We start from the raw sequence: 17,765 nt of genomic DNA, 5'->3' as shown, positions 1-17,765 counted from the left end.
CCTATTTGCAAATGATGACCTGGATATGCCTCATGTGCATTTCTAATTTCACTCTGACCAAATATTTCTGAATTGGGATGATTCAAGTTAATGCGAAAATAGGCAGGTGTGTTGCTAGTTGCCATTTCATATCTGGCTGAACCTTTTTCATGAGCTTCATAAGGGTAAATTTCAACATCTGAAGATGGTAAAGAAGAAAACCAATTGGCACATTCCAATTTAGCTGTTTTAAGAAATTGCTCATTATAGGTGAGCATGTCTNTCCACTATTTTTAAAATATTGGGTACTATCGGATTTACTTTTCTTTATTACTTCAGTAAAATCACTTGTTTGATAAATATTTTGCCCTAATTCAATTACCTCTGCCATATTTTGGCCAACTACTTTTAGCCCTAGTTCATGGATTTCATCAGCTGTCATTTCAGTTGAAGTCCAATACCTAATATAGGCTTGATAGCATTCGCTCCCATTGGGAATATTCACAATAGAGACTTCTTCTCTTGCTTGATCGTAATACTCCTCTTTTAAATAGTTTTGATAAACTTGTATGGCTGGTAAGACTCTCTCCTGAATGAGAATTGTCCAATCATCTTTAAAAGTTTTTGAAGTCGCTCTCTTAGCTGGTGCAATCAATGGTGACTTATCTATTGGATAGTCCAAAATAGTTTGAATTTGATCTATAACCTCAGCTACGATCTCCTTAGGCATTGTGTAGCCTTGCTCAATTCCTGATTTTAGATTGGCAATCTCGTTGTCTATAAATGTCGGAAAGTAGTTCCATCGAATTAAAACCTGAGATTTATTGCTCTCTGTTATGACAGGTTGTTTTCTTGCCATGTTGAGCCAAGTGTTTTGCCATCCTGTCATATGGCTTATTTGCCAGAGGTATTGCTTGCAAATTCGAAACTCTATCTGTGACTCTAATTTTTCTTTTAGCGTCCAATATGTGATTTTATCTTTAGCTAATGTAATCTTCGATTGATCAATTTTTTGAAATTCAGAATACAAGCTATCTTCATAATTTTGCCATTCTAATATTTCATTTACGTCATTCATTGGGTGCCCATCATGACGCTCAATGTCAATTCCATATGAATAAGCGTCCTCTGGATGCGTTGACAAAAACACTTTAAGGTAAGAATCTGCCAGTAAATTCAAATTTGTGATTGTGTTGATATTGTTTTGATTTCTTGAACAACCCAATAAGAGCCCACATATAAGTACGATTACAGTGTATTTCATATTCGAATAATTTACCTACAACGGTTTGTGCATGGTGTAGTAGCATCCTTCAGGGTGCTATGCCCTATTCTCTTTGTTGGCGGTAGTTTTCATTTCTTTGTCAATTCTTTTCAGTCCTTCTGGATAAAGTTTCTTGGCATAATATAGTTCATCAAAAAGTTCTTTAAATTCAATTAGATTTTCGAAGTCTTTTCGGTCTACAAAAACTTCAATTTTGTAATTTTCATTTCTATATGCTAACAAGTTAATGTTATCTTTTTCATTTTCTGAATAATCCAAATAGTCAATTAGAAAACACGCTAAATCTTGACTTGCAATTTTTTCGTTTTTAATCAGCCATTTTTTGACTTCTTTTGGGTTTTTATTGAGTTGTTTAAATTCTATTATCTGTTCGTTCGCATATTTTTCTATTCTATGATATTGAGTTAGTTCATCAAGGTTATAAAATACTTCAAGAGTTGTTTTTTCGTTTTCAGTTCTTTTGCATACACAGGGAAGTTCATCAGTTTTTGAACAACAGTTACAATTGTTATTAATTTCTTTGACATAGTCGGAATACTTTAAAAGCCACCATTCAACTTCTGCGACTGAAACTGTTGATTGGTTTATTAAGAAGTTTAATTCTTGCATTTCTAGTCAAGGATGAGTCATTAGTAACTTTGTCTATTACCTGCTTTTAATAAGTTAATTAGAAAGGAAACAATAGTAAAAAGCCCAAAGAGTAAGAGTACCTTAAAAAAACCGTAATCTCTTGCCGATACAATCCAAATAAAATGAATTACTAAACTTATTAAGTAGCCTAAACGTCCAAGGAAAATTCCTAAAATCAAACTAACAATTATGATTGATATTTGAAGCACAAAGTAAACTTTAAGAAAAACACCAACTGAATCAATATTATTAACTATCCAAGAGTTCTTTTCACTTAACAAACCAATTTCTGAACAGCTAGTCAGAAATAGAATTGGTGCTAGGAAAAATACAATTTTGTAATTTATCAAGATTTTTTTTATTGTTTTGCTCATAATTTCCGTTCATTTTTTAATTACCGCCAACAATGTGATATAGACAATTGTCCATATCCGCACTATATCCACCATAAAAATAAATAAATACTTACAAGGAAACGAATGAGACACAATATAATTAGATTGGATTAATAATTAGTATTATATAAAACGGGTGAGGGGTTGGATTAATTCCATTTTGTGTATGCAGAAATATATTATGTATATTTGAATAGAAAATAATATTAATTGCAGTATACGTTTCCGTATACGGTTTTATTAAAAAAAGGCATAAAAGGTGTAAAAATCGGGTGTTTTTTCAAACTCATAACCCGAAGGTCACTGGTTCGAGTCCAGTTCCCGCTACAAGGTAGAAATACAGTAAAACTGACGGTTTAGTTCACACTAAACCGTTTTTTTATGTCTAATTTAAGTAAAATCATTAGATTTGAACACAGAAGTGAACACGTTTTAGAACACGCTTTGAAGATCAAAAGACAGTATTCCGCCCCAAAAATCTACACTGCCAAAGGCGATTTGCGCAAACGTTGGTATGTGTATTTTAGTTACCGTCATCCAGAATCGGGTAAATTAGAACGCCTGCCTAATATTTATGGGGATGTTAATACATATAAAACAAAAGAAGAACGCCTGTATGTGCTTTCTAAGTATCAAAAAAAACTCAGTGAACTACTAGAAGAAGGATTTAATCCTTACCAAGACAATGCCGAGCGATTAGCTAATCGTCAATCAAAAGCAAAAGTAGAAAATACAAAACCATCGGTTACTCCAAAACAAAAAGAAGACTCCAAGTCAGAAGATACACAAGAGAGTAACGACAACACAAAAAAGAGCATTAGAGAAGCTTTCGAGTTTGGTATAAGTATCAAGGCCCAATTGCTTAGTAAAACGACAATGCGCGCTTATGAGAATCGAATACATGCCTTTTTAGATTGGATTGACAAATCCACTAATTTAAAAACCATAGACCAGCTCGATGAAAAAGAAGTCTCTAAGTTTTTAAATGCGATACTACAGAGAACAAGCGCCCGAACAAGAAACAATTACCGCGTAGATTTAAGTAGTCTTTTTCAAGTGCTAGTAGACAATTACATCATTGTTCAGAACTGCATAAAGAAGATACCCGTACTAAAAACTATCCCACAGCGTAATAAAACGTATTCTACAGAAGAGCAAGGCGATATTTTCAAGTATCTGGAAGAAAATGATGCTGTACTATTGCTGTACATCAAGTTTATTTCCTACAACTTTTTACGCCCTATTGAAGTATGCAGATTAAGAGTTAGGGATATTGACTTAAAAAACAAAACATTGTGCTTTAAGGCAAAAAGTGGTGTAGTAAAAACCAAAATCATACCTGACCTATTACTGAAAGAATTGGAGCAAATAAAGGATATTGACAAGACTAAATTTCTATTTACACCAGAAGGTGTAGGAGGGGACTGGAGCATAGAAGAAGGTAATAAGCGTGACTACTTTACCAAGCGTTTTAAACGTGTGGTAAAAGACCATTTTAAATTGGGAATAGATTATGGCTTGTATAGTTTCCGTCATACCTTTATAACCAAATTGTATAGAGCACTGGTTAAAACAAGTTCACCTTTTGAAGCTAAGAGTAAACTTATGCTCATTACAGGACATGCTACCATGGCAGCTTTGGAAAAGTATTTGCGTGATATTGATGCAGAATTACCAGAGGATTATTCCGCATTATTAACTTAAAACTCGGATTAGTAAAGCATTAAAAAGCAACTATGGAACTCAAATCGAAAGGATTAGTTAAAACATTTGAAGAGCTGCGTAACAACCTGTTCAAGAGTTTTGTGTTTTATATTCCTAAAACGCTTATCCCAGAAGAAAAGAAAGAAGAGTGGAGTGTGCCAAAGTATGCCATCTTTTTTGACACCATTTTTTATATTGACAGCAAGGGCTTTGATAAATTATTGGGAAAGGAGTTATGTTATGGTAATATCTTGAATAAAAAGGCGCTTTTAAAAACAAATATATTTCAGTTTATAGATATCAAACAGAGCTTAAATGAGCAAGAGTTTAGCTTTTTTATGGAAATCTATTTAGAACAGCTTAATTTCTGTATCTACATTGGTCAATGGATGTCACAGCATATAACAGAGCATATTCAAGAATATACAGAAGACAACCAGCGTTCCTTTGAATTACAAGCGAATTTATTTCAACTACATTTACAAGACATACAGACTAGATTAATTGAACCACGTAAGAAGCAAGAAGTAAAACCTGTAGATGTTCTTAATTACATAGAAAACAAACTACCAGCATTACATGACTTAATACCTAACCAGGTCAGCATACAAAAAAGTGAAAATGCAGAACAGCAATCAGAACAAATACTACAGCAACAAAAACAATCAAAGCGTCAAACCAGAAAAATAAGAAAGAAAAGACCACTTCCAATAATCAATGACACTGAAATAGAGAACTATTTACTTAGAACTGTATTTAATATTAGTTAATCCAAATCATCCCAAAACAAATCAATCCTACAACAATACCTTATGGCAAAACAGACCCAACCCTCAATCAACCTAAAACTATCCGAAGGCTTAAAAACACACGTAAAGCTAAAAGCAAGATTAAAAGGTAAAACGGTTTCCAAATATATCAGAGAATTACTAGCAGACTATCTCGATGGTAGTCTTTGTATTCCAGAACAAGCAAAACAACAACGGAAAACATTTGTTAATTCAACAGCATTTTTAAAACTGGTGGTGTGGATGTATAGCAAGAAAGAATCAAGTGAGATTAAAGAAACTGAATTAGAATTAGATGGCTATATAGAAACCTTAAAGAAAGGGCAGGAGCACTTACCCAAAACGTTAGTTCTGGAATTAGATAAAGTACTTGTTGATTTACTGCGAATAAAGATGCGTAAATTGAAGTATGTAGGTTTTGATTTTGCCAAGGAATATGATAAAGAAAAGGGTTTTAACTTCAAAATACTAGAACAATTCATAGCGGAGTTTGAGCAACCAAGATCACTTGATTTTAAGCTACCAAAAAGCTTTAAAAGAGGTGTTTTTGATAAGTAATAAAAACATGATAATTCAGATGATAAAAAGGTGGTAAAAAAATTATCACTATATATTTTGAATTCAAAAACCTAATAAAAACAATCAAAAAACGACTATAAAACCCTGTATATGAGCATTTAAATAGTGTTGTTAAATTGCTAACACCCATAATTGGTGGATTGAGTAATTATGATAATAAGTGATAATATTTATAGGAGTATATTTTGTGAATGTTTTTAGAAATGTAGGAAAATTGATTTACTAATCCATCAGTTAATAAATCTTTTTTTTATTGAATATAGAGTTTAAAACTAATTAAAAAAATATCGAGGGAGCAACCCTCGATATTTTTACCATACGCAAATAGAGGAATGCCAGTTTATTAATTTTTTTAATATTTCTTAATATTCTACTTGAAAATTACTTTTTATATAGTGTCTGTTTTATTTAAAAATTAGAGTAGGTTCTTAAGAATGTAAAAAACAAAATCTCAAACAAATTGTTGAAATTTGTTTGAGATTATTTTAACGGTCTTATGATGTAGTGTTAAAGAATAATTTTCTTAATCACTACTTCATTCCCAAATTGCATTTTTAAGATATAAATTCTGTTTTTTGTTAGTTGAATATGAGATGATAATGTAGTTCTCTGTTGTTCTTTAATTAATTTCCCTGTTAGATCATAAATTTGGTACCTAAATAGCTTATCACTCCCTATGCTAATTCCATCTAGATCTTTTGTGATGGAATAGTTATTTATAGAAAATTTGTCAATAGCAAGTGTTGTTCCTATCAATTTGAATTGACTAAAGGCAAAACCTTTACAGCTCAATTCGTACTCTTGGTAGGAAGCGTTTTCTGTGATATCAAAAGATTTTTCTTCTCCACTGGTAAACGATTGATTTGTTTGTTCATCGATTAATACTTTATTTACAATTGGATTGTCAAACTCATCAAGAGCATCAACCAAACCGTACAAACTCCAAAATCTCGCACCAAATTCAAATTCACTTCCTGCTACAGGAACTTTACCTAAAATCTTGGTGTCATCATGAATTTGACTTTGATTGTTGGCAAATAATTTTTCATTGAAAAAATAACTACCGTCATATTCAATCATTGCTCCTTGAGCTGAATTAAAACTGTCATACCCTAAATAAGCCATCTCGATAGCGTCTGCAGGTATTCCATCTCCACCTATTTTCCAAGAGGCTACATTTAATCCATCTATAAATACATTCAATTTCGAATTTGTTATGACCATACTCATTTGATATTGTGTATCAGGAGAAATCGTAAATGCTTTTCCTGGTTTTAATTCGAATTTGTAATAAATACTAAATTCTTCAGCAGCAATGTCATAATAAAAAACAACATGCTCAGCAGGATCCGACGCAGTTTCCAAGCTTAACAACGTAACAACACCTGTAGTTCCGCTTGCAATTTTGATTAACGAAGAAAATGTAAATTCGTCTAATTCAACTCCTTTTCCAGTCAATGTTGCCTTTAGTGTATTTTTAGCACCACCTACGATTACAGAATTCCCAACGAGACCAGACCCTATAGCCATCGCTTCCGTACCTGTTGCGTTCTCAGTCAATCCTGAGTCAAACAAAATATCCGTATGGCTAGATGCCGAGATGGTATAGCTAATAAGTTGTGTTTCAGTAGCTGTGTCGATATTTAACATGGAATTTGCTGCACTTATTTTTTTGTAGGTATTTAAGTCACCATCATTTAATTCTGTAACAGCTGTCACATCTTCACTTCCCTGAATGTTAGAAGTCATTTGATACGTTATTTCTTGTGCATAATTTAAGTTGCTTATTAATACCAATAAAACAAAGAAAAGGTAATTTTTAGCACTGTTTATTTTTAATTGCTTCCTATTTTCAAGGGTGTAAGTGTAATTAAAAAATGAGCCAAATAAGTGTAAAGTAATTTTTTTCATGATTGATTTAGTTTAATCTATTCACTACAACATCGTAGCATCCCAAAATTAAATCATGTCATATAAAAACGGAGGGGGTAATTCAACGATATTAACGGTGTGTTTTGTCTAATAGGTTGTTTTTATTTAAACAGGCTTAAAATAATGTCCTAGTAAATGTTGTAACTCCAAAAACAGGAAGGTCACAAAATCGGGAAAGTCTACCCTTTTTAAACTTTCTTCTTGATTATATACAAAAAAAAATGCTTTCAAAGAAAGCACCTCTATTCATATTTTTGTATTATCTATTCTTTAATAATCTTAACCCTTTGTTGTTGATACGCTTTGTTTTGAATTTTTAAAACATAAGTTCCACTGTCTAGATACTCTATATTAATAATATTATCATGGGATAAAATATTTTTTTTGAGTAATTGGCCTTGAATATTATACAGCCAATATCTGTCTGTTGGGAAATTGGAATCTACAAAAATTAAGTTTTTAGATGGATTTGGGTGTACTGCTATTTTCCAAAATTCTGAAGTGGTTATTTTATGTACGCTCAAAGCATCCTCATCTAAGTATGTTAGTTTTGTATAAGATAATGAAGGGAGATCAATATTGTATTGATTTGTATTTGTTTCTGTCCCTACAAGCTCAATTATTTCGCCAAATTCATCGGTTGTGTTTACCATAGATTCTGCCTTGCTTAATTTTAAATTGAGACCATTCGTATTGTTAAAATTCAATTCAACCTTTTTGGTTTCTGAAGATTTGTTCAATACATAAACAAGATACTTATTGTCCTTTCTGGCAACAAAGCCATAAACGGAATTTGAGGCATAATTACCTTCTGTTAACGCTGCAACTTGTGCATCAATAACTGGGTCTTCTAGTTTAATCATTTTACCTTCAAGAGCTTCAGCTAAAAGCTCAAAGCCAAAGTGCATAGCGTTTAATTGGTAATTAAAATTTCTATTTGTAGCAAAACTGGTATCTTCCGATTGTGTAGTTTTTATTTGAGACCAATAACAGGTCATATCCCAATTTCCAATAAAATGTTCTTGAAGCATATCAATTACCAGTAGATTCTTGCTAAACTTATCAAAATTCAGTGCTCTATTTCCTTTTCCATGTCCATATTCATTGTTCGCAAATAACAAATCAGGATTTCCGGTTGCTGCCGCTTCAGCTCTTAGAGCTACTAATTCATTTCTCCATTCTCTTTGTCTGTTTTTTCTATCTCTTAATGGGTATTCTGTTTGCCATTCACTAAAAGTGGCTGCAGGGTATTGGTTAATATCTGGACTACCTCCATACGGCCATTTCCCATGAGTTTCTGCGACGTCAATATATTGTATGTCCGTAGCTTCACCTGTATGCTCTTTCTTTTTTGCTTCATTAAGATATTGATTCAAATAACTTGTCGATAGGTTGTTATGATTGAACATGATTTTGATGTCTGGATCCGCTTGTTTCATATGGTAGGCGTGGAATTTTACCAAGGCAGCTTCTTCTGCCCAACCGCCATTCATACCTTCATTTCCCAAATACCAAAAAGCACCTCCCAAGCCTTGGGCTTTTACATAATTTACCATTCTTACGGCTCTTTCCATACTCTCCTTTTTGGTAATATATGCTTGTGGACTGGCACAGGAGCTTATGTTTACACCAAATAAAGGCGTTATATTAGAATCTTTAACAACTTGTATGTATTCATCTAAACTTGTCCATTGACTTCCATCTACTTGGTTTTCAGGATTCCATTCTGGTGACCATTTATCTACATTTCTTACACCATTTGGTGCTTCCCAATCCCAATATTTTACAATAGAGCCACCGGGGTATCTCATGGTTGAAATACCTGTTTGTTTCATCCATTCGGCATAGGTGCCCAAACCATTATCTAATTCATATCTAGCATCTGTATAAAAATCATCAGGTTCACTTGAGTAAACAGAGTGCATACCAAGTAGATACTTGCTAATAGTCCATTTTTCATCTGATAAGTCGATGTAAAACTGCTTATCAAAACTTTGTGCGTAACTATGAGTGTAAATTCCTAAGAATAGGAGATACAAAATTGATTTGTAGTTCATTGTGGCGTAGTTTAGTTTTTGTATAAGCAGAAATAGTTATTCTATTTTATGTGTTTTATCCAATTTTATAATGCAGGGTTTTTCTTTTCCCATTTTCCAAAATGTAGCAGGTATTTCCGCTCCCATTTTTTTGTCTTTTAGCAATTCTTTTGCATGTTGTGTGTTTTTAATCTCAATTCCATCAATTTTTGTTAGCAAATAATTGTAAGCCACGTTGATAGATTTACTTTTTTTTACAAAGTTTTCCTTGCTGATATGGGTAATGTACACGCCAGTTCCATTTTTGAAATCCAATACTTTTCTGATTTCATCATTGATGTCTTGTACATATATATTGGTCGAACCCATGTTGTTTGACAATTCTGTCCCCACAAATGGCCATTGGGTGTCTATTTTTCTAACTGGGGCAAATTTCCCAGCATGCAGTACTAACTTTTCTGTCATAAGGGCAACCATTTCTGGATGCTTAGCAGCAATGTTATGGAGTTCTTCAAAGTCTTCTTTGATGTTGAACAATTCTGCCTTATTATATTCCCAATTGTAAACCAGTTTGAAATCACCTGTTCGTATGGCTCCATGAGGAACAGACAGGAAATAAGGTGCTGTGCTTGCCATTTTATTAGGTACGCCTACATAAGCAGGGTAAATCCAAAACAAATCTCTATCTGTAAGCTGTTTTGACTTACCTGTTATCACAGATTTTAGACTTTTTCCATCAATTTCATACACACTGTTGTCAGGTTTTATTATGTTTCCATTTTCATCTAATTTTCCTTGGGCAATATCAACAAAAGTTGGATACAAGTCAAAAAGCATCAATTGTTGATCTGTGCTAGTATTTGGTTTAGTTATTCCTGGCCAGTAGATAGAAAATGGCGTTCTGATTCCGCCTTCATAAACATGGTTTTTTCGGCCTTTTAAAGGCAGGTTTGACGTATTGACACCCATATTGCTAAAACCTGCATTGGTGGCATCTCCTACACCTCCGTTGTCTGAGGCGAATACAATAATTGTATTGTCTGCAATACCTAGTTCATTCACTTTGTCTAGGATACGGCCCACATTGTAATCCAAACAGGCAATTTGACCCGCATAATCAGGTCTGTTATCGTATTCTAAACCTTTTTTTGCCGGTTTATTTTTATAGGGTGTAATGAATTTTTCCGGAGCTTGTAAAGGCCCATGAGGCAAGAATTGGTGATAGTCTAAAAAGAAAGGCTTTTCTTGTTTCGCTGCATTCTCTAAAAAGTGCAGTGCCTCTCTGGCTAAAATGTTTCCAACATGACCATCTTCTTCTTCGTAATAGGGCAAAGTACTCATGGATTTGTAATCATTGCTACCAGGTCCATATTTCACATGTCCATTTTTATAACCTTTGTTGGTTGGTTTATAGGCGATAAAATTTGTGTCATATCCTTGGTTGGAAGGGTAACTATTTCCATAATATCCTACATGCCATTTTCCAACAATTCCAGTATAATATCCAGCATCTTTCATTGCTTTTGCAATAGAATACACATTTTCTGGTAGGCTACCTGCACTGTTTGGAGGAATGACGGCCCTATTTTTACCAAGTCCTCTAGTAGTTGAAGAAACAGCTACAATTCCGGTTTTTGCAGCATACCTTCCACTAAGATATGCCGCCCTTGTTGGCGCGCAGTTTGCACCATTTGAGTACGCGTAATTAAATGTAAGTCCTTGGTCTAAGAACTTATCAATTCTAGGGGTTTCATAAAAATCTGACCGACCTCCAACATCACTCCATCCCAAATCATCTGCCAGGATAAAAATAATATTAGGTTTATTTGTTTTTTGAGCGAATATTACTTGGCTCGAGATTACTAAAATGAATAGGAATTTATACTTATAAATTTTCATACTTATTTCGTTTTAAATGTAAACCTAGTGTAAGACATTGGTGTTAATTTTGCTTTGAAGCAATTTTTGGCTTTATTACCATTCATTTCAATAGAAATCATTTTACCATATTTATCTTCAGTATTAACCATAGACAGTCCTTCTTTAAAGACTAGTTTTAATTTGTTACTAGAATCAAATTTTATTGAAACACTTTGTTTTTCATTAGATTTATTCAAGAGGTAAACTAGATATTCATTTCCTTTTTTAGCGGCAAATCCATAAACTGACTTGTTTTCCTCGAGGTCAATAATATCAAGCATATCAGCTCCCTGTGCTTTTGCTAATAATTCAAAGCCATAACCCATTGCGTTGAATCGGTAATTTTCTTTAGCACTACTTCTAACACTTTCTTCTGACGAAGAATTTCGAAGTTGAGACCAGTAACAGGTCATAAACCAATTGCCAATAAAAAATTCCTGAAGCAGGTCAATTACCAATAAACTTTTTGAAAAACGATCGAAGCCAGTTACATTTGAGCCCTTTCCAATGCCATATTCATTATTGGCAAATTTGATATTTGGGTAGCCTGCTTCTTCAGCTGCTTTTTGCAATAAAGGGATTTGATCTCGCCAAACTCTATTACCATTCTTTCTATCTCTTAAAGGCGATTCTACTTGCCATTCATCAAAAGTTCCTGGTTGATAGCCTTTTGGAGAACCTCCATAAGGCCATTTTCCATGGGTTTCTACGACATCGATATAATCTCCTGCAATGGCTAAATATTTTTTTAGATATTCAGGTGTTAAATTGTTATGGTTGAACATACATTTAATATCTGGGTCAACAGCCTTCATCGCTTTTGCATGTTGTACAAAAAGTTTTGCTTCACTTTCCAATCCTCCATTTTTACCTTCGTTTCCTAGATACCAAAAAGCGCCACCTAGTCCGGCATCTTTTACATGTTTTACCATTTTAACAGCGCGTGCAATACTTTCTTCTACTCTGTTGAACTGATATCCCGAAGTAATATTTACACCTAACAACGGTGTAATTCCTGATTGTTTTACAACAGCGATATATTCATCCAATCCGAACCACTCTTCAGGTTTTATCTGATTTTTAGGATTCCAATTTGGATCCCAGGAATCTTGTTTTAAATCTCCAGTTGGGTTTTCCCAATCCCAATATTTAACGATGGTACCACCAGGATATCTCATGGTATTAATTCCCGTACTTTTCATCCATTGTGCATAACTGCCATCTTCATAAAAGGCATCAGGTTCAAACGAGTAAACCGAATGCATACCTACGAGATACTCACTGATGGTCCACTTTACTTCATCTGTATTGATATTAAATTTAGAATTGTCTTGTGCCTGAAGATGGTTCCAGAGAAATAGTATTAGACTTCCTAATAGGAGTTTTGTTTTAGCTTGTTTTGATTGCATTGTTTTTATGGTATGGGGTGTTTACAAATATATGTTCTAGTTCATTTAGTTGACAGCGTACTCAAAGTTTTTGCTGTCATTTTTGATGTATGTTGGCATATGGTTTAGTATTACTTCAAAGTTAAATTGTTTTGAAAAATAACGTAGGGGGGAATTCATCAATATTTAGAGTGTATTTTGTCAAAGTGGTGTAATTGTATGTGATATACTTAATTCTTGACTACTTCTTTTTGTTTTTTTTACGATTATTTTCAAAGTCAATAGCCACCTGTTCATTGATCATTCTTGGTCTCATGTTATCCCACCAGTTGTCATAATATTGCTGCATTTTCTGTTTCAATTCTGGATAGCTTGATGACACATCGGTGGTTTCTGCAGGGTCATTCTGATGGTCGAAAAGTTGGGCTTCTTCAACAGATTTCCAAGGGCCTTGTGGTCCCGTTCCATTTACCAATCTATAGCGTTCTGTTTGAATTGCATAGTTGCGGTGTTTGTAAGCGTCGGCTTCCCCTGCAGGCCAACGCGATCTTGTTACGATAAGCATACGGTCAGGCCAACCGTTTTTAGAATTGTCGATTAATGGTACCAGGCTACGTCCTGAAATTTCATGGTTTACCTTAGCTCCGCCCAGTTCTGCCAATGTTGGAAGTATGTCTATGGAACCGGCTATATGATTGCTTTCTGTATTGGGTTGAATACGTTTTGGGTAATAGAAAATGAGGGGTACACAAGAACTACCTCGCCAGGTCTGTCCTTTTGCGCCACGCATCCCCATATTGTAAAGTCCACCTTCTAAAAGTTTACCGTTATTTGAGTCGTGACCGGCTCCTGAAGCACCTGATATGGCATGCCCATTGTCTGTACTGTAAATAATAAGTGTGTTTTCATTCAGTCCTAGTTTGTCCAGGTGTGCAAGCATGCGGCCGATGTTATAATCCAGATTGGAAACCATACCGTAATAATCTACACCACGAAATTTTTTTCCTTTTTTCTGTTGATACAAGCCCCTGTTTTCATAGGGATTTGACCATTCCTCACCGACCACCGTTGGGCCATGTGCATTATATGTGGGGATATAGCAAAAGAAAGGTTTTGATTGATTCTTTTCTATCCAGCCCATAGCCTCATTGAACAAGATATCGGTACGATACCCCTTGGAGTCACGGAGCTTACCATTGTCGAGTAATGTGGGATTCCAATGATGTTTTTGAGAATCGTTATTCACGTTAACAGATTTGTCAAAACCACGTTGGTCTGGGCGATAACCCTCCGTGAGCCCCAAATGCCATTTTCCGAACATAGCGGTAGCATACCCGGCTGTTTTCAATACTTGTGGAAGGGTTATAGCCTCTTGAGATAAATAGTTTCGTTTTAGGATGGTGTGTGTCACTCCGCTATGAAATTCATGGTTTCCTGTCATAAGTTGGGCTCGGGTAGGAGCGCATGAAGGTGCCACATGATAATTTGTAAATCGCATCCCTTCTTTCCAAAGTAGGTTAATGTTTGGGGTTTTGATTACTGGATTACCTGATGCCTCAATTTCTCCCCATCCTGTATCATCGCTCAGAATAAAAACAATGTTTGGACGTGTGTTAGCCAAGGTACCTTGAGCCGTCAATAGACTATTTTTTGCAGTGAACAGTCCCATAATAGCTGCCACACAACCTATCTTTAACAAACAAAAATTTGCTTTCATAACAACTATTTCTTTGATTTTTTCTTCGACTTACTTTTGGCACCCTTCCGTATCAGACCCTCATCGGGTTGGTTCCATAAACGATAGGGATCATCATGATTGCGCATTTCAGCTAGGAGTAAATCCTCCATTTCTTTTAACTTCCCAGCGTAACTAGGATCACCTGCAAGATTCACTTGTTCGGGCGACGGTGTTACACCGGTCAGGGCGGTTACCGCGGTAGCATGATGTTCTTTGAGAAGCTCGTGGGGATTCTCTTTCAGATTAAATAGCTGGGTCTCGCGCACTTTGCCATCAAGCCTGTCGTATTTAATCAGTTTCCAATCTCCTTTACGCACGGATCGGATTCCCGGTGTCGTGCCATTATTGTTGCTGTAAACACCGTAGATCACATCGCGCACGGTTGTCTGCTGGCCTTCGAGCACGGATTTAAAACTGGTGCTTTCCATCGTCTTTGGGGCTTCAATATTGGCAAGGTCGCAAAGCGTTCCCAATACATCTAGTAGATAAATATTTCCCTGAGCCCTTGAACCGGCTTTAATTCCTGGTCCTTTCACTATAAAAGGAACACGCAATGTATGCTCATACAGGTTCTGTTTTCCCTGTAGTCCATGGCGTCCGATTGCAATGCCGTGATCTGCAGTATAGATGATATATGTATTATCAAGCTCCCCCATCTCATCAAGTTTTTGCAGAACCTGACCGATCTGAATGTCAATATTTTCGCTGCAGGCAAACTCGCGACCTAATTCATTTCTAATGGTTTGCTCGTCACGATTTTTCCAAACACCACTTACTTTATTTTCGTCACGACTGCCCCCGATACTGAAAGGATGACTTTCTAGATAGCCCTGTGGAAGTGAGGGCTGCTTTGTATTTGCTGGAGGAAGTGAGTTTATGTCCGTGTGATTGACTGCACCATATTTAGCAAGCAAATCAACTTTACCATTACGCGTATCGTGTGGATGTGAGAAACCTAAATAAATCAAAAAAGGATCTTTTTCATTATTTACATCACGGTCGTTTAGGTAGTTTAGAACCTGCTGCGCGTGCCATGCGCTACCATTTTCATCGTCAGCTTCACGACATATTTTTTCATGATTAACCATAAACTTTTCGTTGGCTGCAGTATAGCTATTGTTCGATTTACACGTTCGCATTGTTTTATAACTCGAACGGTTGAATATTTCTGCCAACGTGTGCTCCGGTAAATCAGCAGGCACCAGATTGATGTTTCCAATATAAGGATTTCTCTTATTCTCATACTGTGGCTTATCAGGAATATGCCACACTGTACGTCCAGACATTATCATGTGTCGAGACGGGGTGCACACGCCCGCAGTCCACGAACCCATGTGATAGGCCCCGTCAATAACCATCCCTTCAGACGCTAGTTTATCAAGAACCGGAGTCTCAAGAATTGAACTCTTGTTATATAGTTTCAGGTCGAAAGGTGACTGGTCATCGGCGAGGATGAAAAGTATATTGGGCCTTTTATGATTATTTTCAATATTTGATATTTTTTGTGCTGACAAGTTTAACGTTAACAGGTCAATTGTAAAAATAAATATATAAATATATCTCATAGAGCTCATCATTAGTGTTTTACAATCTTAAACATTACCGGCCATGTTTTGTCTTTGAAGACAGGCGTTGACGGAGGTGTAATAAGCAATCCTTCAGGAGTTTTCTTCCAAGAGATTTTAGCATCACTACCTAGCAATGAAATGGATTCAATATCAATAGTTTTCCCGGCGGCATTCTTTCCAAAAGATGTCAGAACAAAGGGCTTTTCAGGCCAGGAAATACGGGTTGCATAGATGTTTTTTTCGTCTTTACTTCGGGTATATCGAATATCACCTGGGTGTAGTTTATAGCGTCCCATTTCTATTTTTTCCGGATCGTTATACACTTTCCGTTTCTTCTTTTCCATTGAAACAAATCCAAGGCTTGTTCCCGGTTCGAGCTCACCATATACCAACCAGGGGCGTGTTGCATGAATTCCTTCTCCATTTACTTGCATCCAGGAAGCCATGTCTTTCAGAAAAGTGATTTCCTTCTCTTGAATGGATCCATCCGTTTTGATAGCCAGATTGAGTAATATGTTTCCATTCTTACTTACGGCATCGATAATTTTAGAGAATAAAATTGGGGTAGGGGTTCTCCTTCCTCTACCTGGGCGATAGAACCAACCGGTGATGGAAGCATGTGTTTGCCATTTGTAGGGTGCAATATCAATTAGATTTCCTCCCTCATAGTCAGGCACGGCTTCTTCTTTCCAAAGTGATTCTCGTTTGAAGCTTAGAACTGGATCCCAACCTCCTTTCTGTGCTTGGTTGTAATAATTAGAAAGCACACGACGAAAAGCATCTTGCCATAGATAACTTCCGTTTTCAGTGAAAATGTCCGCACTCCCTCCATCCACGAAGATATAGTCAGGTTGAAACATATCAACGAGTTCCCCTATCGTGTTTTCCCACTTCTCGACGGCGTAGGGCTGAGGCAATCCATCTTTACCCAAACCTACACCATATAACTGGTCATAGCGTGGATTTCCGGTGTCATATCCCGGTATCTTCTTGTAATACCAAGAATGACGTGAGGCATGTGTAGATACTCCAACTTTTATTCCGCGTTTACGTGCAGCATCAATGACTTCTTTAGTGGTGTTTCTTTTAGGACCCATTTTGGCAGCATTGAATTCATCGATAACTTTTGAGTCCCACATGGCAAAACCATCGTGATGAATGGCTTGTGGTACAATGTATTTTACGCCGGCCTCATCAAGCAAACGCACCATCTCCTCTGGATTCCAACCCTTATCGCTCATCAGTGGAATCAAATCCTTATAACCGAAATCTTTTGGATCACCATAAATCTGTTTATGAATAAGATAGGCTGTCGACTGTAAGCTGTCTGGCTCTATTACCCCATTCTTCATGTTAGGATACATATGTGAGCCCCACTGCCCAACGGGGTTTTCAATCCCGATATTTGAATCTTTATATTTTCCTTTTTGCATACAGAAGTCAGAAATGTCTTTGGTCCAATGATCGCCAAGTGCTGTTTGTGGTCCCCAATGGTAAAAAAATCCAATTTTAGCATCTTGGTACCATTCAGGAACTTCGTATTGAGAAAGAGATGCTTTTGTTGCTTTATATTGTATTTGACTGGATGCAATTATACTCGTAAGAAATAAGAGGCTCAATGCAAACTTGTACTTGTTTTTCATTGTATTTGTTTAGTTAGTGATTTTGTTATTGTCAAATGTATTGACAGAATGTAAAATCCATAGAGGTCTAAATGACTTTGTTAACGGTGTGAATCAACTATATGGTCATTTCGGGACTTATTTACGCACTAAGATGTGCATAGCTGAATGATGAGGAAACGAATCAACAAAGAGGTAGTA

At 35.8% G+C, this 17,765-nt stretch carries 13 protein-coding genes, 1 tRNA gene and 1 pseudogene; 4 read left to right on the top strand and 11 right to left on the bottom strand.

The genetic code is table 11. The features are described from left to right. From IE051_RS18775 to IE051_RS16790, 4 genes and pseudogenes are all read right to left on the bottom strand, one after another. Positions 1 to 257, bottom strand: a 257-nt coding sequence (locus IE051_RS18775) for a DUF885 family protein (RefSeq protein ID WP_373294379.1), incomplete at its 3' end; no start/stop codon positions are given. A 20-nt stretch (positions 258 to 277) separates the two neighbouring features. Continuing rightward, positions 278 to 1,057 (bottom strand): annotated as a pseudogene (locus IE051_RS18685) (DUF885 family protein); the annotation flags it as partial. A 243-nt stretch (positions 1,058 to 1,300) separates the two neighbouring features. Next, positions 1,301 to 1,873, bottom strand: a complete 573-nt coding sequence (locus tag IE051_RS16795; RefSeq protein ID WP_189362567.1) for a hypothetical protein — start codon at positions 1,871 to 1,873, stop codon at positions 1,301 to 1,303. 20 nt (positions 1,874 to 1,893) lie between these two features. Then, entirely contained in the window at positions 1,894 to 2,268 is a 375-nt protein-coding gene (locus tag IE051_RS16790) for a hypothetical protein (RefSeq protein WP_189362566.1), read from the bottom strand. Positions 2,269 to 2,538: 270 nt separating this feature from the next. Between IE051_RS16790 and IE051_RS16785 the strand changes: the two genes are divergently transcribed. The 4 genes from IE051_RS16785 to IE051_RS16770 all read left to right on the top strand — a co-directional run bounded on the left by IE051_RS16785 (position 2,539) and on the right by IE051_RS16770 (position 5,339). Continuing rightward, a tRNA-Ser gene (locus IE051_RS16785) sits at positions 2,539 to 2,616 on the top strand. A gap of 54 nt (positions 2,617 to 2,670) precedes the next feature. Continuing rightward, positions 2,671 to 3,993 (top strand): tyrosine-type recombinase/integrase, encoded by a 1,323-nt coding sequence (locus tag IE051_RS16780; RefSeq protein ID WP_189362565.1) that lies wholly within the window; start codon positions 2,671 to 2,673, stop codon positions 3,991 to 3,993. A 32-nt stretch (positions 3,994 to 4,025) separates the two neighbouring features. Then, positions 4,026 to 4,763 (top strand): hypothetical protein, encoded by a 738-nt coding sequence (locus tag IE051_RS16775; protein WP_189362564.1) that lies wholly within the window; start codon positions 4,026 to 4,028, stop codon positions 4,761 to 4,763. 42 nt (positions 4,764 to 4,805) lie between these two features. Then, positions 4,806 to 5,339, top strand: coding sequence for a hypothetical protein (locus tag IE051_RS16770; RefSeq protein WP_189362563.1), 534 nt, complete (start codon positions 4,806 to 4,808; stop codon positions 5,337 to 5,339). Positions 5,340 to 5,867: 528 nt separating this feature from the next. On the opposite strand, the gene IE051_RS16765 is transcribed toward IE051_RS16770, so the two are convergent. From IE051_RS16765 to IE051_RS16735, 7 genes are all read right to left on the bottom strand, one after another. After that, positions 5,868 to 7,271, bottom strand: coding sequence for a T9SS type A sorting domain-containing protein (locus tag IE051_RS16765; protein WP_189362562.1), 1,404 nt, complete (start codon positions 7,269 to 7,271; stop codon positions 5,868 to 5,870). Positions 7,272 to 7,555: 284 nt separating this feature from the next. Continuing rightward, complete coding sequence (locus tag IE051_RS16760) at positions 7,556 to 9,349, bottom strand: T9SS type A sorting domain-containing protein (protein WP_189362561.1); 1,794 nt, start codon at positions 9,347 to 9,349, stop codon at positions 7,556 to 7,558. 36 nt (positions 9,350 to 9,385) lie between these two features. Continuing rightward, positions 9,386 to 11,227 (bottom strand): sulfatase, encoded by a 1,842-nt coding sequence (locus IE051_RS16755; RefSeq protein WP_189362560.1) that lies wholly within the window; start codon positions 11,225 to 11,227, stop codon positions 9,386 to 9,388. Positions 11,228 to 11,229: 2 nt separating this feature from the next. Beyond that, positions 11,230 to 12,657 carry an alpha-L-arabinofuranosidase family protein gene (locus tag IE051_RS16750; protein ID WP_189362559.1) on the bottom strand — a complete coding sequence of 476 codons (1,428 nt, stop codon included), beginning with the start codon at positions 12,655 to 12,657 and terminating at the stop codon, positions 11,230 to 11,232. Positions 12,658 to 12,877: 220 nt separating this feature from the next. Then, the gene (locus tag IE051_RS16745) at positions 12,878 to 14,353 is read right to left on the bottom strand and encodes an arylsulfatase (RefSeq protein ID WP_189362558.1); all 1,476 of its coding nucleotides are present in this window, start codon (positions 14,351 to 14,353) and stop codon (positions 12,878 to 12,880) included. 5 nt (positions 14,354 to 14,358) lie between these two features. Next, positions 14,359 to 15,888, bottom strand: coding sequence for a sulfatase family protein (locus IE051_RS16740; protein WP_229796855.1), 1,530 nt, complete (start codon positions 15,886 to 15,888; stop codon positions 14,359 to 14,361). A gap of 62 nt (positions 15,889 to 15,950) precedes the next feature. Beyond that, a complete protein-coding gene (locus IE051_RS16735) occupies positions 15,951 to 17,585 on the bottom strand; it encodes an alpha-L-fucosidase (RefSeq protein ID WP_189362557.1) in 1,635 nt (544 codons plus the stop codon). Positions 17,586 to 17,765: the final 180 nt, after the last annotated feature.

Source organism: Algibacter mikhailovii (assembly GCF_014651495.1).
GTDB lineage: Bacteria > Bacteroidota > Bacteroidia > Flavobacteriales > Flavobacteriaceae > Algibacter_E > Algibacter_E mikhailovii.
This window is presented reverse-complemented; position numbering and strand designations above follow the sequence as displayed.